Raw genomic sequence first — 25070 nt, forward strand, 5'->3', positions numbered from 1 at the left:
GTTGGGTAAGCTGTCAGCCGTGTCCGCCCGCCTCGAGCTTTCGCTCACCAAGCGCCGCGCAGTCGATCTGTGCCGCATCGCGGGTTGTTGCTGTTGTTGTTGCAGCTGCTGAGTCGCCGCGCCTAATTTTCGCGCCGCACTCTGCGACCGGCCTGATCGGGCCCGCCGCACCCAGCCACACCAGACAACAGGAGCACATCTATGTCGAATGTCACACACGCAGGCGCGTCCGCGCCCGTCGCCGTGCGAGACGTCGTGGACGTCCGGGGGCCGCGATTCGCCGCCTGGGTCACCACGGCGGTCCTCGTCGCGGCGCTCCTCGCGTCGACCCAGAGTCTGGTCGCGGCAGCCCTGATCCTCGGTGTGCAAGCCGTCGTCTTCGGGATCGGCGCCACGCTGGGCCCGCGCCGGCACCCCTATGGCCGGGTCTTCGCTGCGCTGATCGCTCCGCGTCTGTCGCCGACCACGGAGCGTGAGCCGGTCGCACCGGTGAAGTTCGCGCAAGGGGTCGGGTTCGTCTTCGCGGTTGTGGGCACCGTAGGTTTCGCCGTCGGTCTCACACCGGTTGGCCTGGTGGCCACGGGCTTTGCGCTTGTGGCGGCACTTCTCAACGCAGCCTTCGGGATCTGTCTCGGCTGCCAGCTCTATCCGCTCTTCACACGCTTGACCCCCACCCGATAGCAATCGAAAGGATCCACCACATGGCACGCTCCGATGTCTTGGTCTCAGTCGACTGGGCCGAGAGCAATCTCGACGCGCCGAAGACCGTGTTCGTCGAGGTCGACGAGGACACCAGCGCCTACGACACCGGCCACATCCCGGGTGCCGTCCGGCTCGACTGGAAGACCGATCTGCAGGATCCGGTCAAGCGCGACTTCGTCGACACTGCGCAGTTCTCCAAGCTTCTCTCCGAACGCGGCATCGCCAACGACGACACCGTGATCCTCTACGGCGGCAACAACAACTGGTTCGCCGCGTATGCGTACTGGTACTTCAAGCTGTACGGGCACCAGGACGTCAAGCTGCTCGACGGCGGACGCAAGAAGTGGGAGCTCGACGCCCGGCCACTGTCGAAGGACACCGTCGAGCGTCCGCAGACCAGCTACACCGCCAAGGACCCCGACAACAGCATCCGCGCGTTCCGCGACGAGGTGATCGCCGCGATTGGGTCCAAGAACCTGGTCGACGTGCGTTCCCCTGACGAGTTCTCCGGCAAGATCCTGGCCCCGGCACACCTGCCGCAGGAGCAGAGCCAGCGGGCCGGCCACATTCCGACGGCCATCAACGTGCCGTGGAGTAAGGCCGCCAATGAGGATGGCACTTTCAAGTCCGACGAGGAACTGGCCAAGCTGTACGCCGAGGCCGGTCTGGACGGCGAGAAGGAGACCATCGCCTACTGCCGCATCGGTGAGCGCTCGTCGCACACCTGGTTCGTGCTGCAGGAGCTGCTGGGACACAAGAACGTCAAGAACTACGACGGTAGTTGGACGGAATACGGCTCCCTGGTGGGTGCCCCGATCGAGTTGGGAAGTTGATATGTGCTCTGCGCCTAAGCAAGGACTGACGTTGCCGGCCGGCGTCGATCTGGAGAAGGAAACGGTCATCACCGGCCGGGTCGTCGACGGTTCGGGCCAGGCTGTCGGTGGCGCCTTCGTGCGCCTGCTGGACAGCTCGGACGAGTTCACCGCCGAGGTCGTCGCGTCGGCCACCGGTGATTTCCGGTTCTTCGCCGCCCCGGGTACCTGGACCCTGCGCGCGCTGTCGCCCGCGGGCAACGGCGATGCCAGCATCGCGCCGTCCGGCGCGGGAATCCACGAGGTCGACGTCAAGGTCGCCTGACGGAGTCAGGCAATCCGGCCACGCCTGACGGAGTCAGGCAATCGGGCCACGCCTGACGGAGTCAGGCAATCGGGCCACGCCTGACGGAGTCAGGCAGACAACCCCGGTGGGGCGCCCTGCGGTGCCCGACCGGGGTGGTCGCGCTTAGCGGCCCGGTGGGGCGGCATCGTGCGGATCGCGGCTGTGAAAACGCTGCAAGATTTGCTGTTGTCGGTGAAAATATGGTCATCCCTCGCGCCGACGGGCGCGGGTCCACCTCGCGGCTCGCCGCGGCTACCTCCTAGGACCGACAATGAAGATCACGATTGCCTGTGCCGCCTCGGCGGCGCTCGCCACAGTTGCTCTGATCGGTGCTCCTGCGGCCTTCGCCGATCCGGAGGGCGACTTCCTCACGGTGATCGGCAACGGCGGTATCACCTGGCCTTCGGACAAGACCCAGCAGGTGATCGAGACCGGTTACGCGGTCTGCCAGGACTGGGACAACGGCGCATCCTTCGAGCAGGAAGTCGCCGACCTGACCAGTGTCACCGACTGGTCCGACTACCAGGCCGGCTACTTCATCGGCGCCGCTACCGGTGCGTTCTGCCCTGAATACGAGTGGAAGGTCAGCTGACCCTCCGATCCGCACCGGCCGGCGAGAGATGATTTCTCCCGGCGGTTAAACTTTGCGGCGTGGTGCTCTTCTTCGAACTCCTTCTCGTCGCGGCCGTTGTGGTGATTACGTGGTTCGCGCTGTACGCGGTGTACCGCCTCGTCACCGACGAGTCGTGACACCGACCGGGCGGACGACGAAATGACTTCCGGCGACGAGGCTGTCGCCGCTGCCGCCGAACGGGCCAGGGTGACCGCCGCCCGCAACATCCCGGCGTTCGGTGATCTTCCGTTGCCCGCTGACACTGCCAACCTCCGGGAGGGTGCCGACCTCGACGATTCCCTGCTGGCCCTGCTGCCGTTGGTCGGGGTGTGGCGCGGTGAGGGCGAAGGTCGTGGTGCGCACGGCGACTACCGCTTCGGCCAGCAGATCGTGGTCTCTCACGACGGCGGCGACTACCTCAACTGGGAAGCCCGCTCGTGGCGATTGACCCAGGACGGTGAGTACGAGCGGCCAGGTCTGCGTGAGACCGGGTTCTGGCGCTTCGTCACCGATCCCGCCGATCCCGAGGAGTCGCAGGCCATCGAGCTGCTGCTGGCGCACTCGGCCGGCTACATCGAGTTGTTCTACGGCCGTCCGCTGAATCAGTCGTCCTGGGAGCTGGTCACCGACGCGCTGGCACGCAGCAAGTCCGGCATGCTCGTGGGCGGCGCCAAGCGCCTCTACGGGATCATCGAGGGCGGCGACCTGGCGTACGTGGAGGAGCGCGTCGACGCCGACGGCGGCCTGGTTCCCCATCTGTCCGCGCGGCTGTCGAGGTTTATCGGCTAGTGCGACGCGTCATGGCCGTTACGGTGATCACGGCCGCGGGTGCGGTGCTGGCCGCGTGCGCGGCGCCTGCGGATTCTCCTGCGCCGTCGACGCCGAGCTCCGCGGTGCCGAGCGTGGGTCATGGTTCGTTCGCTTACTGCCTGAGCCAGCACGGGGTGCCGGCCCCTCCAGGGCCGACGTCCGAACCGCCCCCCGGGATCGACCGAGCCACCTGGGAGGTGGCGATGGCGGAGTGCTCGCAACTGGCACCCGGTCCCGCCGGCTAGTTCAATACGGTCGCACGTCCCGCCCCGGCCAGCCACCGATGATCCAGCCGGTCGAGTGTGCCGTCTTCGCGGAGTTCATCGACGGCCCATGACACGCACCGCGTCAGCGGACTGCCATGCGCAAGGACGACCCCGAATTGCTCGATGTCGTTGCCCGGGTTGTGCAGTTGACCGACGAGAACACCGCCCGGGAGTTCGTATGCCAACGCGAATCCCGTTGGTAGATCGACGACTAACGCGTCGATCTCCCCTTCCACCAGTGCCATCTTGGCCGCGGCGGTGGTGCGGTAGGCCTGCACCGCGACGGGGTGGCCCAACTCGGTCGCGGCGGTGTGGCCGGTGCTGCCGACCTCGGCGCCGAGCCGCAGCGGACGGAGGCCGTCGAGGGTGGTAACGCCGGCGGCCGGGGAACTGCGCACCGTCACGACCGCCTGGGTGACGTTGAAATACGGCGTCGAGAAATCCACCGCGGCCCGGCGCTGCTCGGTGATGGAGAACTGGGAGAGGTTCACGTCGAACGACTTGGCGCCCGGCGCCAAGGCGGCGTTGAACGGGACCCGCACCCAGCGCACGTCGTCGGGGGTGTAGTGGAGTTTCCCGGCGATCGCGTAGGCGAGGGCGGCTTCGAAGCCCTCCCCGTTGGCCGGGTCGTCGCCCATGTACCAAGGCGGGTAGACGGGCTGGTCGGCGCCGAAGGTGAGGATCCCCGGATACAGGGTGGACAGCGCATCCTTGGTGCATTTGCGCGCGTCCAGAGTCGGCGCGGTGACGGCGACCGGAGGCGCACATGCCGGGACGGTCAGCGCGACGAGCGTCAGAGCCACCGTCCTGCGGCCGACGAAGGGGGCCCGGAACATAGCCGAATCATTGCAGATCTTGAATTTTCTGCAGGTACCGACATGGAGCGGCCCCCGAGCCGTTGTTCCTGGGTCGGACAAGACCTAGGGGCTCGGGGGCCGGGTGACTGCGGGGAATTCGCCAGCGCGCACAGGTGCGTGAAGCGCTTCCCGGCGCTGCTAGCTCGCAGCCACCTCACATGTCCATATGTCACTCAATTTGTCGGACCACCTCCTTCCCTGTGTACAGGCGACCGTACTCGGGGTTGGCGTGGGCGACAACCGATTTAGCGCTCAGCGATCGCTGAGTATGGCGGCGTCGACCAACGCCGATATCTCGTCGGCGAGCGGAGCCGCGGGCAGGAACTCACCGTCGAGGGTGTGCACCCGTGCCGCCAGCGTGATGCTGGACACCAGCCAGACTCCTTGGGCGGCAACAAGATCAGCGGGGCGAAGGGCCTGGTAATCGCAGTCGTAGCCCTTGTTGCGGGCGACGTCGAACAGCGCCTGCTGGGTGGTGCCGCGCAGGATCGGATACCACGGGGGCGGGGTGAGCAGGCAGGTTTTGCCGTCCGGTGACGTCGTCGCGATGACGACAGTCGAACGTGGCCCCTCCAAGACGTGCCCGTCGATGCTGACGAAGATCACGTCACCGGCCCCGTGCCGCTCAGCGTGCCGCAGCGCCGCCATGTTCACCGCATAGGACAGTGTCTTGGCGCCGGCCAGCAGCCACGGCATCTCGTCGATGCCCTCGGCCGGCAGGCTGCGTTGCAGTGTCATCGCCGCCACGCCGTCACGACGCACCTTGGCGACCCGCGCCGGCACCGGGCCGATCGTGGCGTAGGCCGTGGGAACGGATCCGTGTTCGCGGCCCCGGCTGTACACCAGCCGCAGCACTCCCTCGTCGGCGGTCCCTGCGAGCCAGGTGTCCACGGCGATGCCCACCGCGGTCCGCCATTGCGCGGCGTCGGGTTCGGGCAAGTCGAGCAGTCGCGCGGAGTGCGCCAGCCGGTTCAGGTGGGCGTCGAGCAGGCACGGGCCGCCCTCGCGCACCAGCAACGTCTCGAAGATGCCGTCGCCGCGCACCGCGGCGAGGTCGTCGGCGTGAAGCAGCGGAGCCTGCGCATCGTGCAGCTGCCCGTCGAGGGTGACGACGACGCCCGGATGGTCAGCCATGGGGCATCAGCGTAGCCGCGCTCCGCTACCGGTGACTCGTACAGTTGGGTCATGTCCGCCGTTCCCGCTCCCGACACAGGACCCGACGCCGGCGCCGTCTGGCACTACGGCGACCCGCTCGGCGAACAGCGCGCCGCCGCTGACGGCGCCATCGTGATCGACCGGTCGCATCGCGCGGTGATGACGCTCACCGGGTCCGAACGGAAGTCCTGGCTGCACACCATCTCCAGCCAGCACGTCGGTGAACTCCCCGACGGCGCGGTGACCGAGAACCTGAGCCTCGACGGGCAGGGGCGTGTGGAAGATCACTGGGTGCAGACTCAGCTCGCCGGGCGCACCGTGATCGACACCGAACCGTGGCGCGGCGAACCGTTGCGCGTCTTCCTGCACAAGATGATCTTCTGGGCCGACGTGGTCGTCGAGCCGGCTGATCTCGGGGTGTTGTCGCTGATCGGCCCCGCTCTCACCGATCCCGCCGTGCTGGCGGTGCTCGGGCTGACGGAACTGCCCGCCGAGGCCACCGCGGTCGAGTTGCCGGGCGGCGGCTTCGTCCGGCGACTGCCGAGTGCGACGGTCGAGGTCGACGTCGTGGTGCCGCGTAGCGAGCTGCCCGCGTGGCGCGACAAGCTGGTCGCCGCCGGGATCCGTCCAGCCGGTGTGTGGGCCTACGAGGCTCATCGGGTGGCCGCCCGACGTCCGCGTCTCGGCGTCGACACAGATGAGCGCACGATCCCACATGAAGTGGGCTGGATCGGGGGTCCCGGCGTCGGTGCCGTGCACCTCGACAAGGGCTGTTACCGGGGCCAGGAGACCGTGGCCCGGGTTCACAACCTGGGCAAACCGCCCCGGATGCTCGTCGTGCTCCATCTCGACGGCTCCGTCGACCGGCCCTCCACCGGAGACCCGCTGCTGGCCGGCGGCCGTGCCGTGGGCCGCCTGGGCACCGTGGTCGACCACGTCGACGAGGGTGTGATCGCGCTGGCCCTGCTCAAACGCGGCCTGCCGGCCGACACCCCGCTGACCACCGGAGGGGACGTCCAGGTCGCCGTGACCATCGACCCGGACTCCGTGCCGTCCGGTGACGCGGTGGGTGCGGGTCGGCTGGCGGTGGAACGGTTGCGCGCCGGCGGACGCGAGGAGCCGTCAAGGTGAAGCGGACGCGAGGAGCCGTCAAGGCCTGACACGCGCGAATGACGGCGCTCACTCAGGGCCTGCCAGCGCCACGGCGTGAAGCACGGTAAGCTGACCGCAGGACAATAGACACACTCAGATCGGAGCCGCCTAGTAATTGGGCCGCTCCGTTATTGCGCGAGGGGGTTCCCCCATGGGCCGCGGCCGGGCAAAGGCAAAGCAGACCAAGGTTGCACGTGAACTGAAATACAGCTCACCCCAAACCGATTTCGAGCGGCTTCAGCGCGAGCTGTCGAACGCTCCCGACAACGACCGCCTCAACGGCAGCGACACGCTGTCCGATGACGGCTGGGCCGACGAGGACGACTGGCGACGCTGAGTCCGCCGGTCCCCTGTTCGGGGAGCGTCAGAACCTGGGGTGCTGGCCCACGAGCGTAGCTCGCGGCCCCTCCTTGCCGCCCTTCTTGATGGTTCCGAGGGTCCAGCAGTCCAGGTGACGAGCAGTCAGGACGGCCAGCGCGCGATCGGTGTCCTCCGGCGCGACGACAGCCACCATCCCGACGCCCATGTTGAAGGTTTTCTCCATTTCGGCCCGCTCGATGCGGCCGCGCTGGGCGATCATCCCGAACACCGGTGCCGGCGTCCAAGTACCCCGGTCGAGTTCGGCCATCAACCCGTGCGGGATGACACGCTCGAGGTTGCCGGCCAGTCCGCCGCCGGTGACGTGGCAGAACGTCCGCACCTGGGTCTCGGCGGCGAGCGCGAGGCAGTCCTTGGCGTAGATCCGGGTGGGTTCGAGCAGTTCCTCGCCGAGCGTGCGGCCGAACTCCTCGACGTGGCCGGCGAGGTTCATGTGATCGATCTCCAGGAGCACGTGCCGGGCCAACGAGTAGCCGTTGGAGTGCAGACCTGTGGAGGCCATCGCGATGACCACGTCGCCCGGCCTGACCCGGTCGGGCCCGAGGACGTCGTCGGCCTCGACGACGCCGATGCCGGTCGCGGAGATGTCGTAGTGATCGGGGGCCATCAGCCCGGGGTGCTCTGCGGTCTCGCCGCCGAGCAGCGCACATCCGGCGAGCACACAGCCGTCAGCGATGCCGGACACCAGCTCGGCGACCCGCTCGGGCACCGTTCGCCCGACGGCGATGTAGTCCTGCAGAAACAGTGGCTCCGCACCGCACACGACGAGATCGTCGACCACCATCGCGACGAGGTCGATGCCCACCGTGTCGTGCTTGTCCATCGCCTGGGCGACGGCCAGTTTGGTGCCGACTCCGTCGGTCGACGAGGCCAGCACCGGCTCACGGTAGCCGCCGCGTAGGGCGAACATTCCGGCGAAGCCGCCCAGGCCACCTCGCACCTCGGGCCTGGTGGCCTTCTTGGCGAGAGGCTTGAAGAGTTCGACGGCGCGGTCACCGGCTTCGATGTCCACACCTGCCGACGCATAGGAAATGCCGTGTTGTTCGGCGCGCTCGGTCATCGGATGCAAGGCTACCCGCGTGGACCCGGCAAATCGCTGCCAGTCTCGGTTGGAGGGGCTCCGTGGTGCCCGGAAAGTGTGATCTTGGGTTTGCCGCGGACCGGAAGCGGTCATCCCGGCGCCATGCCTGCTGAGCATGTCCGCTGCCTCGTCACGGGGGCGACCGGTTACATCGGTGGCCTTCTGATCCCGCGGCTCCTCGACCGCGGCCACACCGTGCGCGCCATGGCGCGCACGCCCGGGAAGCTGGATCGCGCCGAGTGGCGCGACCGTGCCGAGGTGGTACGCGGGGATCTGACCGACCCGGGCTCACTGGCCGAGGCGTTCGAGGACACCGACGTCGTCTACTACCTGGTGCACTCGATGGGAACGTCCAAGGACTTCGTTGCCGAGGAGGCCCAGTCGGCTCGTAACGTCGTGGACGCGGCGAAGAAGGCCGGGGTCCGGCGGGTGGTGTACCTGAGCGGGCTGCACCCCGAGGGCGTCGACCTGTCGCGACATCTGGCGTCTCGCACCGAGGTCGGTGACATCCTGATCGACTCTGGCGTCGAGACCGTGGTGCTGCAGGCAGGCATCGTGATCGGGTCGGGCTCGGCATCGTTTGAGATGATCCGCCATCTCACCGACCGGCTGCCGGTGATGACGACGCCGAAGTGGGTGCACAACAAGATCCAGCCCATCTCGATCGACGACGCCCTGTACTACCTGGTGGAAGCCGCGACCGCGGCGGTACCGAAGTCACGCACGTGGGACATCGGCGGGCCGGATGTGCTCGAGTACGGCGACGCCATGCAGGTGTATGCCGATATCGCAGGCCTGCACCCCCGACGGTTCGTGGTGCTGCCATGGCTGACGCCGACCCTGGCCAGCCGCTGGGTGGGGCTGGTGACTCCCATTCCGTCGGGCCTGGCACGGCCGCTGGTCGAATCGTTGGAGTGCGACGCGGTGATGCACGACCACGACATCGATTCGGTGATCCCGCCGCCGCCGGGAGGGCTGACCGGATACCGCGACGCGGTCGGGACCGCACTGGAACAGGACGGCACCGCCGCCAAGGGCGGCAGGCGGCACCTGTTGAGGTTCAGTCCCGCGGCGGGGCAGTAACGGTCAGGGACGCCACGACGCCGGAGGCGTCAAGGACGCCGAAGCGCCGAGGCGTTGTCGTTGTCGGCCGACTGCAGCGGGATTCCGTTACGCGCGGCGGTGGCGAGCATGTGCTCGATGACGTTCTTACCGAGCGCGGTCTCGCCGGGCAGCTCGATCGGGTAGTTGCCGTCGAAGCACGCCGAACACAGCCGTGACGCGGGCTGCTCGGTGGCGGCGATCATGCCCTGCTGGGAGATGTAGGCCAGCGAGTCGGCCCCGATCGCGTGACGCACCGCTTCGAGCATCTCGTCTTCGTCGGCTTCGGCGTTGGAGGCGTTGGCGATCAGCTCTGCGGGGGTGGCGAAGTCGATGCCGTAGAAACACGGCCATTTCACCGGCGGTGACGCGATCCGGACGTGCACCTCGAGCGCTCCGGCCTCGCGCAGCATCCGGATCAGCGCGCGCTGGGTATTGCCGCGCACTATCGAGTCGTCGACGACGATCAGCCGCTTGCCGCGAATCACTTCTTTGAGCGGGTTGAGCTTGAGCCGGATGCCGAGCTGCCGGATGGTCTGCGAAGGCTGGATGAAGGTGCGGCCCACGTAAGCGTTCTTCATCAGGCCCTGGCCGAACGGGATTCCGGATTCCTGGGCGTACCCGACCGCGGCCGGGGTGCCCGATTCAGGGACGCCGATCACCAGGTCGGCGTCGACCGGCTTCTCCCGGGCCAACCGACGGCCGATGTCGACGCGGGTGGCGTGCACCGAGCGGCCGCCGATCGTGCTGTCGGGACGGGCGAGGTAGACGTACTCGAACACACACCCTTTCGGGGAGGGCGGGGCGAACCGACTGGAGCGCACCCCGTCGGCGTCGATCGCGAGCAGTTCGCCCGGTTCGATGTCACGGACGAACGACGCGCCGACGATGTCGAGGGCTGCGGTCTCGGAGGCCACGACCCAGCCGCGGTCGAGCCGGCCGAGAGACAAGGGCCGCACACCGTACGGGTCGCGCGCGGCATAGAGGGTGTTCTCGTCCATGAAGGTCAGGCAGAACGCCCCGCGAACGGTCGGCAGAAGTTCCAGCGCGGCCTGTTCGAGCGAGGAGTCCGCCGCGCCGTGGGCGAGCAGCGCGCCCAGGATGTCGGAATCGGTGGTGGCGGTGGCGGCGCCGCGGTTGCTCATCAGCCCTTCGTCGCGGGCCCGGGCCGCCAGTTCGGCGGTGTTGACCAGGTTGCCGTTATGCCCGAGCGCGACCCCGGTGCCCGCCGCGGTGTTACGGAACACCGGCTGGGCGTTCTCCCATGTGGTGGAGCCGGTGGTGGAGTAGCGGCAGTGGCCGATCGCGACGTGACCTTGCATCGCCGCGAGCGTTTGCTCGTCGAAGACCTGGCTGACCAGCCCGAGGTCCTTGAACACCAGCACCTGCGAGCCGTCGGCGACCGCGATACCCGCGGCTTCCTGGCCTCTATGCTGCAGCGCATACAGGCCGTAGTAAGTGAGCTTTGCCACTTCCTCGCCGGGGGCCCAGACCCCGAATACTCCGCACTCTTCCTTCGGCTCGTTTTCAAGCGTCTCGGCGGTCACAATCAGGCTGCTCCCTGGGGGCTGGGGGTGACGTCGGCCAGTCTACGGGGCGCGCAGGCAAATCGCGGAATCCGGCGACGATGTGTACAGGGAACAACGGGGATTCGCGGTTCGGGCATTCCATCAGCCGGCAATCGTCACCAACGGCAGCGCCGCGGCGATCTCGGCGGCGCGCGATCCGGACATCTGCAGCGCGCCCGCCGCGGCGGCATCCTCCACCGACAGCAAGCCGGTCGCGAGCAGCAGCCACGTCCGTGCATCGGTCTCGACGACGTTGGGCGGATTGCCACGAGTGTGTGTCGGACCTGCGATGCACTGCACGGCGACGAACGGCGGAACCCGGACTTCGACGGCTGATCCGGGTGCGACAGCGGCCAGTGTCCGCGCGGTGGTGCGCACCGCGTCGGCGAGCTGGGCGCGGTCCGGGGCGGGCGAGTTCTCGTCGCGCAGCCATCCATGGACCGCGGCCACCGCGGCGCGGGTCGTCGCGGGATCGACGCTGCGTCGGGCGGCCATACCCAAGCGTCTCAAAGCCGTGCCGCCCGCGGACGGCCGCCTGCGTTCAGCCTCATGGTCAGCTCCGCGTGGATCGCCGTTGGACGGCGAGCGCCGCGACAGCCCCGGCTTCGTTGACGGCCAGGTGCGCCAACATCGGGGCGACCACACTGCCGGACTTCGCGTAGAGCCACGAGAAGACCCATCCGGCGGCGCCGGTGACCAGCACCGTGCCGAGCAGCGGCTCCTTCGCGGCACGGGCGTCGGGGATATGGGACAGTCCGAAAACCACGGCGGCGAACACCTGTCCGCCGACCCTGCCGTAGGCCTGCTCAGCGGCCGCGCCCAACGCTGCCCGGAACGCGACCTCCTCGGACCACACCGTGCCGAACGGGATGCGCATCAGCAGCCAGGGCGCGGCCGGCGCGGGCAGTTCCCGACCGGCCATGCCCGCCCGCACCGCGGGCGACACCGTCGACGCCGCGACCGTCAGCGCCACCGGCACCGCGGCCGCACTCCCCCACCGTAAGCCCTCCCGCAGTGCGGGCGGCCGCAACCCCAGTGGGGCCTTGCCCAGCATGGCGACGGCTACCCCGAAGGCCGCCTGGGGCAAGGGATTCCAGCGCGGGGGGATCCGTGGCGCTACCGCGCTCCAGACGAGCAGGACCCCGGCGGCGGCCGCGGCGCGCACACCGCTCCGCACTAGGCGTCCCCGGTCTCGGACTCGGACTCCTTCAGCGCGGGCCGGATCCGGTCGGTGTCCGCCGAGGTCCAGCCGGGCGGCGGCGCGACGGCCGCCCAGCCGTCGAGGATGTAGTCCCCATAGTTGTGTCCGTGACCGGCCGGCGCCGAGGCGGCATTGGTCATGTCGGCGGCCACCTGCCAGAACGTGATGATCGGATACCACCGCATGGAGGCGGTGCGGTCCCGGCCCGGCGGTTCCGAGAGCCAGTCCGGACGGGTGAACAGCAACTCGTCCGACCACCAGACGACGGGGTCGGACGAGTGTTGCAGGAACAGCACGCGGGTGCCCTCCCACGGCGGCGCCGCATCGGCGGCGATCCGCGCGGCATCATTGCCCTGTGAGAACCGCACCGTGCGCCCGTTGTCGTACCGCGGCTCCACTTCGGGTGTGCCGGGGTCGCGACGGACGGTGATGCCACGCCACAGCGGGCTGGCGTTGGGCGGACCGACCCACAGCACCGACGAGAATCCCATCCGCGAGATGTCGGGCAGCCAGCCGAACGCGCCCTGCCCTGCCATCGAGCCCAGGCTCTCGCCGTAGAGCAGCAGCCGGGGGCGCCGGTCGGGGGGCAGTTCGGCCCAACGCTGCTGGACGGCGTCGATCATCAGCCGTCCCGCGTGCATCGACTTCTGCTGATCGCCGACGAAAGAGATCCAGCTGGGCAGATAGGAATACTGGGATCCGACGATCGCGGTGTCGCCGTTGTACATCATCTCCAGCGACTCCGCCGCGATCGGATTGATCCAGCCCGTCCCGGTAGTCGGCGCGAGGACGAGTACCTCACGGTCGAACGCTCGCGTGCGTTCGAGTTCGCTGAGCAGCACGGCCATCCGCGCTTCATCGGTGTCGGCGGTCTGCAGACCGACGTAGACCCGCACCGGTTCCCGCGCCGGCCTGCCGTTGATGCGGGACAGCTCGTCGGCGTCCGCTCCGCCGCCGACGAAACTGCGGCCTTGGTAACCAAGGGTGTCCCATGCGGCGAAAGATCCGGGGCTACCGGATCTTTCGGGGCGTTCCGGCTGAGTCACCCCGTCGGCGGTGGTGGAGTTCTGCGGCTGGAAGATCCGGTTGGCGCCGGCCAGGAACCCGCGCAGCAGCACGCCGTTGACGAGGGTGATCACCAACACCACCACGACCGCGGTGCCGATGAACAACGCGATCTCGTCGGACAGTCGCCAGCGCCGGATGAGATACCGGGCCATGGACTTGATGAGGTCGAGCAGCACCCGGGCCACCGCCACACAGAGACCGCCGATCACCGCGGCCAGCAGAAGGGTGCGCAGATAGCTCGACGTCGCCGGCCCTTCCAGTCCCATCAGCGCCGACACCTGGCGTTGCCACGCCGCCGCGGGGATGACCATCAGCACGCAGGCACCGAAGGAAACGGCGACGGTCAGGATCTTCAGCGTCGAGGACACCCGGCGCGGCGGCGGCCACCACGGACGGTTGGCCAGCACGAAGCGTCGGATCATCTTCGCGACGAACACGCCGATGCCGTAGCCGATCGCGGCGTTCAGGCCACCGATCAGCCCCTGGAACAACCAGTCCCGGGGCAACAACGACGGCGTCAGCGACAGGCAGAAGAACAATGCTCCGAACGCGACGCCGGTGAAGTCCAGGCGTAGCACTCGCCACGCCCACAGATACGCGGGGTTTTTCTCGGCATCTGCGTCCGTCACCCGAAATCTGGGCCCGTCACCCGAACAGCCCGGGCAGCACGCCCTCCGACGTGCGCCGCAACTCGCCGAGCGTCACCGTGAACTGGCCCTGCACCTCGACGGCCGGTTCGCTGCCCTCGGGACCCTGATCGACCACGCCGATGCGGGTGGCGGGCAGCCCGCGGGCCTCGCACATGGCCGTGAACCGGCTCTCCTCGGTGCGGGGCACGGCGACCAGCGCCCGGCCCGCCGATTCGGAGAACAAGAAGACGAACGGCGCCGTACCTTCTTGCCAGCCTTCGGGAAGCACGATGCGGCAACCGGTTTCGCCGGCCAGCGCCGCTTCGACCACAGCTTGGATCAAGCCGCCTTCGGACAGGTCGTGCGCCGCGGAGATCAGACCGTCGCGCGAGCCCGCGGTGAGCACCTCGGCGAGCAGACGTTCACGGTCCAGATCCACCTTCGGCGGCACCCCGCCCAGGTGGCCCGCGGTCACCTCGGCCCAGATCGATCCGTCGAATTCGTCGTGGGTGTCGCCGAGCAGGATCAGCGTCTCCCCCGGTTCGTTGCCGAACCCGGTGGGGATGCGGCGCTTGACGTCGTCGATGACACCGAGCACACCGACGACCGGGGTGGGCAGGATCGCGGTGCTGCCGGTCTGGTTGTAGAAGCTGACGTTGCCGCCGGTCACCGGAATACCAAGGGCGGCAGCGCCGTCGGCGAGTCCACGGACAGCCTGGGAGAACTGCCACATCACGCCGGGATCTTCGGGGGAACCGAAGTTCAGGCAGTTGGTCACCGCGACCGGGGTGGCGCCGGTGACTGCGACGTTGCGGTAGGCCTCGGCGAGTGCGAGCTGCGCGCCGGCGTAGGGGTCGAGCGCGGTGTAGCGACCGGACGCGTCGGTGGAGATCGCGATTCCCCGGCCGGTCTGTTCGTCGACGCGCAGCACGCCGCCGTCGGCGTGTTCGGCGAGCACGGTGTTGCCGCGCACGTAGCGGTCGTACTGCTCGGTGATGAACGCGCGACTGCACAGGTGCGGGCTTCCCACCAGCTGCAGCAGCGTGTCCCGCAGTTCGTCTCCGGTAACCGGCCGTTTCAGCGACGCCGAGGTGTCGGCGACGAGCGCGTCCTGGCTGTCGGGCCGCTGCACCGGGCGCTCATAGACCGGGCCCTCGTGGGCGACGGTGCGTGGGGGCACGTCGACGACGGTCTGGCCGTGCCAGGTGATCTCCAGCCGTCCGCTGTCGGTGACCTCACCGATCACGGTGGCGAGCACGTCCCACTTGCGGCACACCGCCATGAACGCGTCGACGTTCTCGGGCGTGACCACCGCGCACATGCGCTCCTGCGACTCGCTGGACAGGATCTCCGCCGGGGTCATGTTGGCCGCCCGCAGTGGCACCCGGTCCAGCTCGACCCGCATGCCGCCGTCGCCGGCGGAGGCGAGTTCGGAAGTGGCGCAGGACAATCCGGCACCGCCGAGGTCCTGGATGCCGACCACCAGGTCGTCGGCGTAGAGCTCCAGGCAGCACTCGATGAGCACCTTCTCGGTGAACGGATCACCGACCTGCACACTCGGCAGCTTCTTCCTGCCGGCACTGCCCGACTCGTCGCCCCCGAAGGTTTCCGACGCCAGCACCGACACGCCGCCGATGCCGTCGAGGCCGGTGCGGGCGCCGAAGAGGATGATCTTGTTGCCGGCGCCGGACGCGAACGCCAGTTTGAGGTCTTCTTTGCGCAGCACGCCGACGCACAGCGCGTTGACCAGTGGGTTGCCGGCGTAGCTGGCGTCGAAGATCGTCTCGCCGCCGATGTTCGGCAGCCCCAGCGAGTTTCCGTAGCCGCCGACACCACGCACCACGCCGTCCAGGACGCGACGGGTGTCGGGAGCGTCGGCCGCGCCGAAGCGCAGCTGGTCCATGACCGCGACCGGGCGGGCGCCCATCGCCATGATGTCGCGCACGATGCCGCCGACGCCGGTCGCCGCGCCCTGATACGGCTCGACGTAGGACGGGTGGTTGTGCGACTCCACCTTGAAGGTGGCCGCCCAGCCGTCACCGATGTCGACGACGCCGGCATTCTCTCCGATGCCGGCCAGCATGGTCTCGCGCATCTTCTCGGTGGTGGTCTCCCCGAAGTAGCGCAGGTGCACCTTGGAGGACTTGTACGAGCAGTGCTCACTCCACATCACCGAGTACATCGCCAGCTCGGCATCGGTGGGACGGCGACCGAGGATCTGACGGATCCGCTCGTACTCGTCGTCCTTGAGCCCGAGTTCCCGGAAGGGCTGGGGCTGGTCGGGAGTGGCGGCGGCCCGCTCGACGGTATCTACCTCTTGGGTCAACCCAGACGTCACCGCGCCAGTCTAGCCAGCACCGTCATGCGACTCAGGCCACACAGAACGCGTTGCCCTCCGGGTCGGCCAACACCACCCACTCGAACTCGGGTCCGAAGTTGTTCCGCCCGGTCTCGGTGGCGCCGAGTGCGACGAGCCGGGCCACCTCGGCTTCACGGTCCTGGGCGTGAAAATCCAGGTGCACCTTGTTCTTGCCCGGCGTCGGGTCCGGCACCCGCTGAAAGCCCAGGTTGGCCTCACCGTCACGGACCACCATCACGAATTCGCCTGGAGCGACGGCGTTCACCTTGCCTCCGGCGGCCCTGGACCACCAGTCGGCGAGGGTGTCGGGATCCGTGCAGTCGAACGTCACCATCTCAGTTTTCAGTGGCATGGCTCGACGGTAGTTCAGCCCGGTGACAGAAACGCCTGAAGTGCCGCGGAATAGTCGGCGACATCAGCGGCGCCCATCACCTCGCGCGCCGAATGCATCGCCAGCTGCGCGGCGCCGACGTCGACGGTCGGGATCCCGGTGTTGGCCGCGGTCATCGGCCCGATGGTGGATCCACAGGGCAGGTCGGCGCGGTGTTCGTAGCGCTGCAGGTTCACCCCGGCCTGCGCGCAGGCCAGCGCGAAGGCCGCGGCGGTCCGGCCATCGGTGGCGTAACGCAGGTTGGGCTGCACCTTCAGCACCGGGCCCGCGTTCACCTCGATCAGGTGCCCGGGCTCGTGGCGGTCCGGGTAGTTGGGGTGGGTGGCGTGGGCCATGTCACCCGACGCCACCATCGAGGTGGGCAACCGCCGCAGGAAGTCCTCGCGGCCCCCACCTGCGGCCAGTGTGATGCGCTCCAGCACGGTCAGCAGCAGCTCCGACTGGGCACCGTGGTCGGACTGTGAACCGACCTCCTCGTGGTCGAAGAGCACCAGCACGGGCACGACGCCGGCGTCGCGGCCGGCTCCCAGGAACGCCTCCAGCCCGGCGTAGCAGGTGGCTTGGTTGTCCAGGCGCGGCGCGCTGACGAGGTCGGCCGCGGCCCCGGTCAGCCGGGACGGGGTGAGGTCGTGGGTCATCAGGTCGAAGCCCAGCACGTCGTCACCGGCGACGCCTGCGTGGTCGGCGACGTAGTCGAGGAACGATCGCGCACCGGTTCCCGTCCCCCATACGGCGTTGACGTGCCGCTGCGGATTGAGCTCGACGCCCTTACGGTCCTCGGACAGGTGGATGGCCAGCTGCGGCACCCGAAGAATGGGCTCATCGATCCGGACCAGGGTGTGCCGGACCGCGTTGCCGTCGCGGACCGACAACCGCCCGCTGATGCCGAGGTCGCGGTCGAGCCAGGAGTTCAGCCAGGCGCCGCCGTAGGGCTGCAGCGCGACCACCTGCCAGCCCGAGACGTACCGATCGGGGTGCTGTTTGACCCTCAGGTTGGGGCTGTCGGTGTGGGCGCCGACGATTCGAAACGGCAGGGCGGTGTCGTCTTCGGGAGACCGCCACGCGATCAGTGATCCGGCGCGCACCGTGAAGTGGTCACCGGCGGCGGGCCACGGGTCGCTTTCTGCGAGCTCGGTGAAGCCGGCGGCGAGCAACCGGTCCGCAGCCGTGCGGCAGGCATGGAACGGCGACGGTGCCGCGTCGATGAACTCACAGAGACCCTGGGGACTGGCTGGCATCTTTCCATCTTCGTCGACCACGCCAGCCGATCTTGATTTAGGGTGGAACCGTGCCCGCTCCCCTGCCGCAGCCGGTGCTGGCGCCGCTGACGCCGGCGGCGATCTTTCTGGTGGCCACCATCGACGAGGGCGGCGAGGAGGCGGTGCACGACGCGCTGGGCGACATCGCCGGGCTGGTGCGCGCGATCGGATTCCGCGACCCGGCCAAGCGGCTGTCGGTGGTGACCTCGATCGGATCGGACGCCTGGGACCGGTTGTTCAGCGGCCCCCGGCCTGCCGAGCTGCATCCGTTCATCGCGCTCGACGGCGGCGTGCACCGCGCCCCGTCCACACCGGGCGATCTGCTGTTCCACATCCGCGCCGAGACGATGGACGTCTGCTTCGAGCTGGCGACCAAACTGGTCCCGGCGATGGGTGCGATCTCCGTCGTCGACGAGACCCACGGCTTCCGCTTCTTCGACAACCGGGACCTGCTCGGGTTCGTCGACGGCACCGAGAACCCCGACGGACCGCTGGCCGACAGCGCCACCCAGATCGGAGACGAGGACCCTGACTTCGCGGGCGGCTGCTACGTCCACGTGCAGAAGTACCTGCACCTGATGGACGCGTGGAACGCGCTGCCGACCGAGGAGCAGGAGCGGGTGATCGGCCGAACCAAACTCGACGACATCGAACTCGACGACGCGGTCAAACCCGCCAATTCCCATGTGGCGCTGAATGTGATCGAGGACGAAGAAGGCAACGAACTCAAAATCGTGCGGCACAACATGCCGTTCGGAGAGGTCGGGACCGGCGAGTTCGGCACGTACTTCATCGGTTACTCGCGCACCGCCGCGGTCACCGAACGGATGCTGCGCAACATGTTTCTCGGCGACCCGCCGGGCAACACCGACCGGGTGCTGGATTTCTCGCGGGCCGTCACGGGCTCGATGTTCTTCACGCCGATCACCGATTTCCTCAACAACGCTCCGCCACTCCCTGATTCGGCGACGGACTCCGCGCAGCCCTCCAGTGTGCCGCCGGCCGGCTACGCGGGGTCACTCGCGATCGGCAGCCTGAAAGGACAACCGCAATGAACAACCTCTACCGGGACCTGGCTCCGATCACCGACGCGGCGTGGGCGCAGATCGAGGAGGAGGCCACGCGCACCTTCAAGCGGAACATCGCGGGCCGTCGCGTGGTCGACGTCAGTGAGCCGGGCGGACCGGTGACAGCCGCGGTGAGCACCGGCCACCTGCTCGACGTCGCACCGCCGGGCGACGGTGTGATCGCCCACCTGCGCGACGCCCGACCGCTGGTACGGCTCCGAGTCCCGTTCACCATCAGGCGGATCGACATCGACGACGTCGAGCGGGGCTCACAGGACTCCGACTGGGATCCGGTCAAGGAGGCCGCCAAAAAGCTGGCGTTCGCCGAGGACCGGGCGATCTTCGAGGGTTACGAGGCTGCGCACATCAACGGCATCCGCAGGTCGAGTTCGTGCCCGAATCTGGTGCTGCCGGACGACCCGCGCGACATTCCCGATGTCATCAGCCAGGCACTGTCGGAACTGCGGTTGGCCGGCGTGGATGGACCGTACAGCGTGCTGCTGTCGGCCGACGTCTATACCAAGGTGAGCGAGACGACCGCGCACGGATATCCGGTGCGTGAGCATCTGAACCGGCTCGTCGACGGCGACATCATCTGGGCTCCCGCCATCGACGGCGCGATCGTGTTGTCCACTCGCGGCGGCGATTTCGATCTGCAGCTGGGCACCGACGTGTGCATCGGCTACCTGTCGCATGATGCCGAGACCGTACAGCTGTACCTGCAGGAAACCTTCACGTTCCTGTGCTACACCGCCGAGGCCTCGGTCGCGCTGAGCGCCGGCTAACCCTGTCCCCCCTCCCTCCCTCCTCTCGCGACCGTGCGTGTCTGCGGGCGAAACGCCTGTAATTCAGGCTATTTCACGCACGCTCGCGCGGGTGAGTCAACGCACTGCGTCTCCCATGGCAAGGGGTCAGGACACCAAAACTGCGTCCAGTGCCGAGTAGAAAATCCCCAGACCGTCGTCGGACGGGCCGGTCAACGCCTCGGTGGCGTGCTCGGGATGCGGCATCAGGCCGACGACGCGTCCGTTGGCCGAGCTGATGCCGGCGATCCCGCGCATCGAGCCGTTGAGGTTCTCGCGGTAGCGGAACACCACCCGGCCCTCGCCCTCCAGTTCGTCGAGCACGTTCTCACCGGCGACGTAGCGTCCCTCACCGGACTTCAGCGGCACGAGAAGGTCGGCGCCCAGTTCATAGCGGCTGGTCCACGCGGTGGTGTTGGACGCCACCTCCAGCCAGGTGTCACGGCAGATGAAGTGCAGTCCGGCGTTGCGGGTCAGCGCTCCCGGCAACAGACCGGCTTCGCACAGCACCTGGAAGCCGTTACAGATCCCGAGCACGGGCATGCCACGACCGGCGGCCGCGATGACCTCACCCATGACCGGCGCGAACTTGGCGATGGCGCCGGCTCGCAGATAGTCGCCGTAGGAGAAGCCGCCGGGGACGACGACAGCGTCGACGCCCTTGAGGTCGGCGTCGGCGTGCCACAGGCTGACCGGCTCGCCACCCGCCAGCCGGACCGCCCTGGCGGCGTCGATGTCATCGAGCGTGCCGGGGAATGTGATGACCCCCACTTTGGCGGTCATGCCTGGTCTTCCCGGCTCACGGTCCAGTCTTCGATCACGGTGTTGGCGAGCAGCGATTCGGCGATCTCAGCCAGCTTGGCGTCATCGATCTCGCCATCGACCTCCAGCTCGAATCGCTTGCCCTGCCGCACATCTGAGATCCCGTCGAACCCGAGCCGGCCCAGCGCGCCGACGATTGCCTGGCCCTGCGGATCCAGGATCTCGGTCTTCGGCATGACGTTCACCACCACTTTTGCCACGGCGACACTCTACCTGCGGCGACACCGGCCCCGCTTCACCGGCACGAGCCCACGTAGGCGGCGCAGAGTGGAACCGCCATCGCGTCGAGCACCTGCGTGTCCGATGCCACGCCTCGCCACTCGACCGCGGTGGGCAGCGTCGTCCACAGCGTCAGCTCGACCAGGGAGCTGTTGGCCGGGTCGACGAGGAAATAGGTGTGCATCACGCGACGGCCGACGTCGCTGATCACGCCGACCAAGTCCATGGCGTCGCTGGTGGTCAGCGATGGTGACACCTGGGGTGCGGTCAGGTGGCACGACGCCAACGCCATGCGGGCCCACTCCAGTGTCTGCAGGGCCGTCCGGCCACCGGTGACGACGTCGCCGCGCCAGTGCAACACCTGCGCGTGCAAGTTCCACTGCCCCGCTGGGTTGGTCACACGGGCCCGCGCGGCCACGGCGTAGTCGCGGGGATCGGACTCACGCACCGGGCTGGCACACCACGACTCGAACTCGAACCGAGGGGCAGCCACCGTCACCGCTAGACCTGCCAGCCCAGGCCAGCGGTACATCGGGTACAGCGGCACCGAGCTCGACTCGATCCACGCCGCATCGGGGATCGCATCGCAGATCGGCGGGCACACCCCCGGCACCGCCCGTCCCTGTCCCGGTGTCAGGACCATTCCGGACACCGCGACCGCCAGTGCCAATACCACGCGTGCGTACACCACCACCCCAACCTGCCCCTGAGCGCCACAATATAGGGATGCAGCTCACACACTTCGGCCATTCATGCCTTCTCGCCAGCTTCGAGACCGACTCGGGCGAACAAACCACGGTGCTCTTCGATCCGGGGAACTTCTCGCACGGCTTCGAGGGCATCACCGGACTCGACGCGATCCTGATCACCCACCAGCACCCTGACCACGCCGACACCGAACGGTTGCCCGCGCTGATCGAGGCCAACCCGCAGGCCGCGCTGTACGCCGACCCGCAGACGGCCGCCCAGCTCGGCGGGTCCTGGCAGGCGGTCAACGCCGGCGACGAGCTGTCGATCGGTCATCTGACGGTGCGTGGCGCCGGCGGCCGACACGCGGTGATCCACCCGGAAATCCCGGTCATCGACAACATCTCGTATCTCGTCGGTGACGGTGACCATCCCGCGAAGTTGATGCATCCCGGAGACGCGCTGTTCGTCCCCGGTGAGCCGGTGGATGTGCTGGCGACCCCGGCGGCGGCCCCGTGGCTGAAGATCTCCGAGGCCGTCGACTATCTGCGCGCGGTCGCACCGGCCCGCGCCGTGCCGATCCACCAGGCGATCATCGACCCCATCGGCCGCCCGATCTTCTACGGCCGGCTCTCCGAGATGACCGACACCGACTTCCAGGTGCTCGATCAGGAGAACGCCACAGACTTCTAGCACTGCGAGCAGACACAAACTCGCACGATTCGCGGGCGTGTCGCGCGACTTTCCGTCTGCTCGCGAACGGGAGGTGCGAGCCTATCCGACCGACAGCGCGGCGTGGCGGCCAGCGGCACGACCGGAGAACACGCACCCGCCGAGGAAGGTGCCCTCCAGCGAGCGGTAGCCGTGCACGCCACCACCGCCGAACCCGGCTGCCTCCCCCGCGGCATACAGTCCGGGCAGCACCGAGCCGTCACCTCGCAACGCGCGCGCTTCCAAGTCGGTCTGCAACCCGCCCAACGATTTTCGCGTCAGGATGTGCAGCTTGACCGCGATCATCGGGCCCGCCTTCGGGTCGGTCAGCCGGTGCGGAGCCACGACCCGACTGATCCGGTCGGGCAGGTAGGCGCGGGCGGCGCGGATCGCGGTGATCTGTCCGTCCTTGGTGAACCGGTTGCTCACCTCCCGATCGCGGGCGGTGACCTCGGCCTCGACCACGTCGAAGTCCAGCGGCACGACGTCGGGAACCGCGTTCATCCTGGTCACCAGTTCCCGCAACGAGGTCGCGGTGACGAAGTCGACGCCCTTGTCGACGAACGCATGCACCGGTGCGGGGCCCTTGCGCCCGCGTTCGAGCACCTCGCGGATACTGCGGTTGGTCAGATCGGGATTCTGCTCCTGGCCCGATAAGCCGAACTCCTTGGCGATGATGCGGGAGTTCAACACGAACCACGTGTAGTCCTGACCGGTCTGCGCGATGTACTCCAGCGTGCCCAGTGTGTCGAATCCCGGATAGAGCGGCACCGGAAGCCGTTTGCCATTGGCATCGAGCCACAGCGACGACGGCCCCGGCAGTATCCGGATGCCGTGCCGCGGCCAGATCGGGTCGTAGTTGGTGATGCCTTCCGTGTAGTGCCACATCCGGTCGCTGTTGATGACGCTGGCGCCGGCGGTCGCCGAGATCTCCAGCATGCGCCCGTCGACGTGCGCGGGCACCCCGCTGAGCAGCTGCTCGGGCACCCGCCCCATCCGCTTGGGCCAGTACTTGCGGACCAGTTCGTGGTTGCCGCCGATCCCGCCACTGGTCACGATCACCGCCTGGGCCCGGAATTCGAAGTCACCGACCACATTTCGCGAGGATTCTGCGCCGCGCACCGCCGACGAGGGCTCCAGCACGGCTCCGCGCACCCCCACCACCGCGCCGGATTCGACGATCAACTCGTCCACCCGGTGCCGGTGGGCGAACCGCAGCCTGGGGGCGCCGACCAGGCGGCGCGCGAAGATGTCGACGAGCGCGGGCCCGGTGCCCCAGGTGATGTGGAACCGCGGGACCGAGTTGCCGTGACCGTTGGCGCCGTAACCGCCGCGCTCGGCCCAACCGACCAGTGCGAAGGTCTGCAGGCCGCGGTCACGCAGCCAGCTGCGTTTCTCACCGGCGGCGAAGTCGACGTAGGCGTGGGCCCATTGCCGGGGCCAGTGGTCTTCGGGCCGGTCGAATCCGGCCGAGCCGAGCCAGTCCTGCAGGGCGAGCTCGTGGCTGTCCCGGATCCCCATCCGCCGCTGCTCGGGGCTGTCGACGAAGAACAGCCCACCAAAGGACCAATACGCCTGGCCGCCGATGTTGGCCGCATTCTCCTGATCGACGATCAGCACGCTCCGCCCACGCTCGACCAGTTCGCACGCCGCGACCAAACCGGCCAGCCCGGCGCCCACCACGATGACATCAGCAGCGTCAGCCATGGACGCCAATCTAGCCAGAAAAGGGCGTCAAGCGGCGTCGGTCAGCGCAGGTTGGAGCCTCCACCGGTAAACCACGGGCACACACGAGTGCATCATCGCCAGATCGACGGCGTCGAGCATCGCCTGCTTCGGGCCTGGCCGGCGCAGGTGCCGGGCCGCCACCGCCAGTCGCACGATCCCGTCCCGGCGGGCCGTACGCTCGGCGGCCAGCACCAGGGTGCGGCACCACCACGGCTCGGCGAGGAACCCTTCTCCGATGCCGAGCACCCGGGCCCGCGCGGTGCCTCCGCCCACCAGGTCGGTGATGCCCGCCAGTCCGGCCAGCAGACGAAACCCGTTGCGGGGCAGCGCAGTCAATGCACCCTGGGAGACGTTCCAGCCGGGCGCGGCGAACAACCTGGTCCGGAGATCCAGATGTTCCATGATGCGGTCGGCGGCCATCAACCGCAGGTTCGCCTCGTGGGCCGGCAACGTCGCGAACTCGCCGCGGCGCTGCTTGGTGGCGGCCTCGTCGAAGCCGTGCAGCACGACGGCGTCACCGTGCGCACGCCGGTCGATGAGCCAGTCCACGGTGGTGGCGTCGCGGTCGAGTCGGTAACCGCCTTTGAGGCGCGGCGCGACGAGGAACGACACCGGTACACCGCGGTCTGCGAGCGAATCGCGGAACTCTGCGACGTCGCCCAGCGTGCGTTCGCTGATCCCCGAGATCGACACGATCAGTTGTCCTGCCACACGGGCAGTGTCGCAATGTCAGGTGTCTCGCAGGTGGACGACACTGCGCAGGCAGGTGTCGTCTCGGCTATCGGGGTAAGACATCCTCGATCGCCGAGATCACCTCGGGAGCGTCGGGCGCGGTGCGCGGGCGGAAGCGTCTGACCACTGCGCCGCCGGGCGCGAGCAGGAACTTCTCGAAGTTCCACTGCACGTCTCCGGCCTCACCGGCGTCGTCGGCGGCCTGGGTCAGCGTCGCATACAGCGGATGCCGTCCGGATCCGTTGACCTCGGTCTTCTCCAGCAGCGGGAACGTCACACCGTAGGTGGTGGAGCAGAACGTCTGGATCTCCTCGGCGGTGCCCGGTTCCTGACCCATGAACTGGTTACACGGAACACCGATCACGGTCAGTCCACGGCCTCCGTAGTCCTTCGCGAGCTGTTCGAGCGCGGTGTATTGCGGCGTCAGTCCACATTTGGAGGCGACGTTGACCACCAGCGCGGCGCCGTCGGCCAATTCGCCGAGAGTGGTGGATCGGCCGTCCAGTGTGGTGAGCGGGATGTCGGTGATCGCAGCGTCAGTCATGGCGCCGAC

Annotated in this window: 28 protein-coding genes; 12 read left to right on the forward strand and 16 right to left on the reverse strand. The window is 68.4% G+C overall.

The annotated features are described in order from the left end of the window. Window positions 1–19: 19 nt before the first annotated feature. The 6 genes from ACTWP6_RS09070 to ACTWP6_RS09095 all read left to right on the forward strand — a co-directional run bounded on the left by ACTWP6_RS09070 (window position 20) and on the right by ACTWP6_RS09095 (window position 3262). The gene (locus ACTWP6_RS09070; protein ID WP_396884651.1) at window positions 20–112 is read left to right on the forward strand and encodes an Ms5788A family Cys-rich leader peptide; all 93 of its coding nucleotides are present in this window, start codon (window positions 20–22) and stop codon (window positions 110–112) included. Window positions 113–201: 89 nt separating this feature from the next. Beyond that, window positions 202–681, forward strand: coding sequence for a DUF4395 domain-containing protein (locus ACTWP6_RS09075; protein WP_443187431.1), 480 nt, complete (start codon window positions 202–204; stop codon window positions 679–681). 20 nt (window positions 682–701) lie between these two features. Continuing rightward, the gene (locus ACTWP6_RS09080; protein WP_260755364.1) at window positions 702–1535 is read left to right on the forward strand and encodes a sulfurtransferase; all 834 of its coding nucleotides are present in this window, start codon (window positions 702–704) and stop codon (window positions 1533–1535) included. A 1-nt stretch (window position 1536) separates the two neighbouring features. After that, the gene (locus tag ACTWP6_RS09085; RefSeq protein ID WP_260755365.1) at window positions 1537–1839 is read left to right on the forward strand and encodes a DUF1416 domain-containing protein; all 303 of its coding nucleotides are present in this window, start codon (window positions 1537–1539) and stop codon (window positions 1837–1839) included. Between the two features lie 292 nt (window positions 1840–2131). Next, the gene (locus tag ACTWP6_RS09090) at window positions 2132–2452 is read left to right on the forward strand and encodes a DUF732 domain-containing protein (protein ID WP_443187432.1); all 321 of its coding nucleotides are present in this window, start codon (window positions 2132–2134) and stop codon (window positions 2450–2452) included. Window positions 2453–2632: 180 nt separating this feature from the next. Further along, window positions 2633–3262 (forward strand): FABP family protein, encoded by a 630-nt coding sequence (locus ACTWP6_RS09095; RefSeq protein ID WP_260755367.1) that lies wholly within the window; start codon window positions 2633–2635, stop codon window positions 3260–3262. 262 nt (window positions 3263–3524) lie between these two features. Here the strand turns inward: ACTWP6_RS09095 and ACTWP6_RS09100 are convergent, their stop codons facing one another. Together ACTWP6_RS09100 and ACTWP6_RS09105 are read right to left on the reverse strand one after the other, a co-directional pair. After that, entirely contained in the window at window positions 3525–4385 is an 861-nt protein-coding gene (locus tag ACTWP6_RS09100; RefSeq protein WP_443187433.1) for an ABC transporter substrate-binding protein, read from the reverse strand. 273 nt (window positions 4386–4658) lie between these two features. Further along, window positions 4659–5540 carry an aminodeoxychorismate lyase gene (locus ACTWP6_RS09105; RefSeq protein WP_443187434.1) on the reverse strand — a complete coding sequence of 294 codons (882 nt, stop codon included), beginning with the start codon at window positions 5538–5540 and terminating at the stop codon, window positions 4659–4661. A 51-nt stretch (window positions 5541–5591) separates the two neighbouring features. Here ACTWP6_RS09105 and ygfZ point away from each other — a divergent pair, with 51 nt between their 5' ends. Together ygfZ and ACTWP6_RS09115 are read left to right on the forward strand one after the other, a co-directional pair. Then, window positions 5592–6692: a CAF17-like 4Fe-4S cluster assembly/insertion protein YgfZ gene (gene ygfZ / locus ACTWP6_RS09110; RefSeq protein WP_443187435.1), complete on the forward strand. Its 1101-nt coding sequence runs from the start codon at window positions 5592–5594 to the stop codon at window positions 6690–6692. 172 nt (window positions 6693–6864) lie between these two features. Continuing rightward, window positions 6865–7050 carry a DUF3073 domain-containing protein gene (locus tag ACTWP6_RS09115; protein WP_260755372.1) on the forward strand — a complete coding sequence of 62 codons (186 nt, stop codon included), beginning with the start codon at window positions 6865–6867 and terminating at the stop codon, window positions 7048–7050. Between the two features lie 27 nt (window positions 7051–7077). On the opposite strand, the gene purM is transcribed toward ACTWP6_RS09115, so the two are convergent. After that, on the reverse strand, window positions 7078–8151 hold the full coding sequence (gene purM, locus ACTWP6_RS09120) for a phosphoribosylformylglycinamidine cyclo-ligase (RefSeq protein ID WP_260755373.1): 1074 nt from the start codon (window positions 8149–8151) through the stop codon (window positions 7078–7080). Between the two features lie 123 nt (window positions 8152–8274). Between purM and ACTWP6_RS09125 the strand changes: the two genes are divergently transcribed. Next, window positions 8275–9255: an NAD(P)H-binding protein gene (locus tag ACTWP6_RS09125; protein ID WP_260755374.1), complete on the forward strand. Its 981-nt coding sequence runs from the start codon at window positions 8275–8277 to the stop codon at window positions 9253–9255. Between the two features lie 29 nt (window positions 9256–9284). On the opposite strand, the gene purF is transcribed toward ACTWP6_RS09125, so the two are convergent. The 7 genes from purF to ACTWP6_RS09160 all read right to left on the reverse strand — a co-directional run bounded on the left by purF (window position 9285) and on the right by ACTWP6_RS09160 (window position 17727). Further along, window positions 9285–10820 (reverse strand): amidophosphoribosyltransferase, encoded by a 1536-nt coding sequence (gene purF / locus ACTWP6_RS09130; RefSeq protein WP_443187436.1) that lies wholly within the window; start codon window positions 10818–10820, stop codon window positions 9285–9287. 123 nt (window positions 10821–10943) lie between these two features. Beyond that, window positions 10944–11336 carry a sterol carrier family protein gene (locus ACTWP6_RS09135; RefSeq protein WP_443187437.1) on the reverse strand — a complete coding sequence of 131 codons (393 nt, stop codon included), beginning with the start codon at window positions 11334–11336 and terminating at the stop codon, window positions 10944–10946. 58 nt (window positions 11337–11394) lie between these two features. Then, entirely contained in the window at window positions 11395–12018 is a 624-nt protein-coding gene (locus ACTWP6_RS09140) for an Rv0804 family intramembrane glutamic endopeptidase (protein ID WP_443187438.1), read from the reverse strand. After that, a complete protein-coding gene (locus ACTWP6_RS09145; protein ID WP_443187439.1) occupies window positions 12018–13739 on the reverse strand; it encodes an alpha/beta hydrolase in 1722 nt (573 codons plus the stop codon). Before ACTWP6_RS09145 ends, ACTWP6_RS09140 begins: the two co-directional genes overlap by 1 nt. 16 nt (window positions 13740–13755) lie before the next feature. Then, a complete protein-coding gene (gene purL, locus ACTWP6_RS09150) occupies window positions 13756–16077 on the reverse strand; it encodes a phosphoribosylformylglycinamidine synthase subunit PurL (RefSeq protein ID WP_443187440.1) in 2322 nt (773 codons plus the stop codon). Window positions 16078–16108: 31 nt separating this feature from the next. Then, window positions 16109–16450 carry a VOC family protein gene (locus tag ACTWP6_RS09155; RefSeq protein ID WP_443187441.1) on the reverse strand — a complete coding sequence of 114 codons (342 nt, stop codon included), beginning with the start codon at window positions 16448–16450 and terminating at the stop codon, window positions 16109–16111. A 14-nt stretch (window positions 16451–16464) separates the two neighbouring features. After that, window positions 16465–17727 (reverse strand): M18 family aminopeptidase, encoded by a 1263-nt coding sequence (locus tag ACTWP6_RS09160; protein WP_443187442.1) that lies wholly within the window; start codon window positions 17725–17727, stop codon window positions 16465–16467. Window positions 17728–17777: 50 nt separating this feature from the next. Between ACTWP6_RS09160 and ACTWP6_RS09165 the strand changes: the two genes are divergently transcribed. Both ACTWP6_RS09165 and ACTWP6_RS09170 read left to right on the forward strand, forming a co-directional pair. Further along, entirely contained in the window at window positions 17778–18803 is a 1026-nt protein-coding gene (locus ACTWP6_RS09165) for a Dyp-type peroxidase (RefSeq protein WP_443187443.1), read from the forward strand. After that, entirely contained in the window at window positions 18800–19600 is an 801-nt protein-coding gene (locus ACTWP6_RS09170; protein ID WP_260755381.1) for a family 1 encapsulin nanocompartment shell protein, read from the forward strand. The genes ACTWP6_RS09165 and ACTWP6_RS09170 overlap by 4 nt, the downstream gene beginning before the upstream one ends. A 126-nt stretch (window positions 19601–19726) precedes the next feature. Here the strand turns inward: ACTWP6_RS09170 and purQ are convergent, their stop codons facing one another. The 3 genes from purQ to ACTWP6_RS09185 are packed head-to-tail and all read right to left on the reverse strand — an operon-like array spanning window position 19727 to window position 21347. Then, window positions 19727–20401 (reverse strand): phosphoribosylformylglycinamidine synthase subunit PurQ, encoded by a 675-nt coding sequence (purQ, locus tag ACTWP6_RS09175; RefSeq protein ID WP_260755382.1) that lies wholly within the window; start codon window positions 20399–20401, stop codon window positions 19727–19729. Then, complete coding sequence (purS, locus tag ACTWP6_RS09180; RefSeq protein ID WP_260755383.1) at window positions 20398–20640, reverse strand: phosphoribosylformylglycinamidine synthase subunit PurS; 243 nt, start codon at window positions 20638–20640, stop codon at window positions 20398–20400. Before purS ends, purQ begins: the two co-directional genes overlap by 4 nt. A gap of 35 nt (window positions 20641–20675) precedes the next feature. Beyond that, window positions 20676–21347 carry an ATPase gene (locus ACTWP6_RS09185; RefSeq protein ID WP_396885331.1) on the reverse strand — a complete coding sequence of 224 codons (672 nt, stop codon included), beginning with the start codon at window positions 21345–21347 and terminating at the stop codon, window positions 20676–20678. 38 nt (window positions 21348–21385) lie between these two features. Between ACTWP6_RS09185 and ACTWP6_RS09190 the strand changes: the two genes are divergently transcribed. Then, complete coding sequence (locus tag ACTWP6_RS09190; RefSeq protein WP_260755385.1) at window positions 21386–22039, forward strand: MBL fold metallo-hydrolase; 654 nt, start codon at window positions 21386–21388, stop codon at window positions 22037–22039. Window positions 22040–22120: 81 nt separating this feature from the next. On the opposite strand, the gene ACTWP6_RS09195 is transcribed toward ACTWP6_RS09190, so the two are convergent. The 3 genes from ACTWP6_RS09195 to ACTWP6_RS09205 all read right to left on the reverse strand — a co-directional run bounded on the left by ACTWP6_RS09195 (window position 22121) and on the right by ACTWP6_RS09205 (window position 25061). Further along, window positions 22121–23764 (reverse strand): FAD-binding dehydrogenase, encoded by a 1644-nt coding sequence (locus ACTWP6_RS09195; RefSeq protein ID WP_443187444.1) that lies wholly within the window; start codon window positions 23762–23764, stop codon window positions 22121–22123. Window positions 23765–23791: 27 nt separating this feature from the next. Continuing rightward, on the reverse strand, window positions 23792–24496 hold the full coding sequence (locus tag ACTWP6_RS09200) for a DUF2334 domain-containing protein (protein ID WP_443187445.1): 705 nt from the start codon (window positions 24494–24496) through the stop codon (window positions 23792–23794). A 67-nt stretch (window positions 24497–24563) separates the two neighbouring features. Then, the gene (locus ACTWP6_RS09205) at window positions 24564–25061 is read right to left on the reverse strand and encodes a glutathione peroxidase (RefSeq protein ID WP_443187446.1); all 498 of its coding nucleotides are present in this window, start codon (window positions 25059–25061) and stop codon (window positions 24564–24566) included. Between the last annotated feature and the right edge of the window lie 9 nt (window positions 25062–25070).

Origin of the sequence: Mycobacterium sp. 4D054 (genome assembly GCF_052245755.1) — a bacterium.
Lineage (GTDB): Bacteria > Actinomycetota > Actinomycetes > Mycobacteriales > Mycobacteriaceae > Mycobacterium.

Bases quoted from the DNA above. Each gene is read 5' to 3' on its own strand.
- ACTWP6_RS09125 (WP_260755374.1), top strand. From the start codon at position 8,275: ATGCCTGCTGAGCATGTCCGCTGCCTCGTCACGGGGGCGACCGGTTAC.
- ACTWP6_RS09170 (WP_260755381.1), top strand. From the start codon at position 18,800: ATGAACAACCTCTACCGGGACCTGGCTCCGATCACCGACGCGGCGTGG.
- ACTWP6_RS09085 (WP_260755365.1), top strand. From the start codon at position 1,537: ATGTGCTCTGCGCCTAAGCAAGGACTGACGTTGCCGGCCGGCGTCGAT.
- purM (WP_260755373.1), bottom strand. From the start codon at position 8,151: ATGACCGAGCGCGCCGAACAACACGGCATTTCCTATGCGTCGGCAGGT.
- ACTWP6_RS09080 (WP_260755364.1), top strand. From the start codon at position 702: ATGGCACGCTCCGATGTCTTGGTCTCAGTCGACTGGGCCGAGAGCAAT.
- ACTWP6_RS09075 (WP_443187431.1), top strand. From the start codon at position 202: ATGTCGAATGTCACACACGCAGGCGCGTCCGCGCCCGTCGCCGTGCGA.
- ACTWP6_RS09190 (WP_260755385.1), top strand. From the start codon at position 21,386: ATGCAGCTCACACACTTCGGCCATTCATGCCTTCTCGCCAGCTTCGAG.
- ACTWP6_RS09115 (WP_260755372.1), top strand. From the start codon at position 6,865: ATGGGCCGCGGCCGGGCAAAGGCAAAGCAGACCAAGGTTGCACGTGAA.
- ACTWP6_RS09090 (WP_443187432.1), top strand. From the start codon at position 2,132: ATGAAGATCACGATTGCCTGTGCCGCCTCGGCGGCGCTCGCCACAGTT.
- ACTWP6_RS09100 (WP_443187433.1), bottom strand. From the start codon at position 4,385: ATGTTCCGGGCCCCCTTCGTCGGCCGCAGGACGGTGGCTCTGACGCTC.
- ACTWP6_RS09135 (WP_443187437.1), bottom strand. From the start codon at position 11,336: ATGGCCGCCCGACGCAGCGTCGATCCCGCGACGACCCGCGCCGCGGTG.
- ACTWP6_RS09160 (WP_443187442.1), bottom strand. From the start codon at position 17,727: ATGCCAGCCAGTCCCCAGGGTCTCTGTGAGTTCATCGACGCGGCACCG.
- ygfZ (WP_443187435.1), top strand. From the start codon at position 5,592: ATGTCCGCCGTTCCCGCTCCCGACACAGGACCCGACGCCGGCGCCGTC.
- purQ (WP_260755382.1), bottom strand. From the start codon at position 20,401: ATGACCGCCAAAGTGGGGGTCATCACATTCCCCGGCACGCTCGATGAC.
- ACTWP6_RS09195 (WP_443187444.1), bottom strand. From the start codon at position 23,764: ATGGCTGACGCTGCTGATGTCATCGTGGTGGGCGCCGGGCTGGCCGGT.
- ACTWP6_RS09155 (WP_443187441.1), bottom strand. From the start codon at position 16,450: ATGCCACTGAAAACTGAGATGGTGACGTTCGACTGCACGGATCCCGAC.
- ACTWP6_RS09105 (WP_443187434.1), bottom strand. From the start codon at position 5,540: ATGGCTGACCATCCGGGCGTCGTCGTCACCCTCGACGGGCAGCTGCAC.
- ACTWP6_RS09205 (WP_443187446.1), bottom strand. From the start codon at position 25,061: ATGACTGACGCTGCGATCACCGACATCCCGCTCACCACACTGGACGGC.
- ACTWP6_RS09095 (WP_260755367.1), top strand. From the start codon at position 2,633: ATGACTTCCGGCGACGAGGCTGTCGCCGCTGCCGCCGAACGGGCCAGG.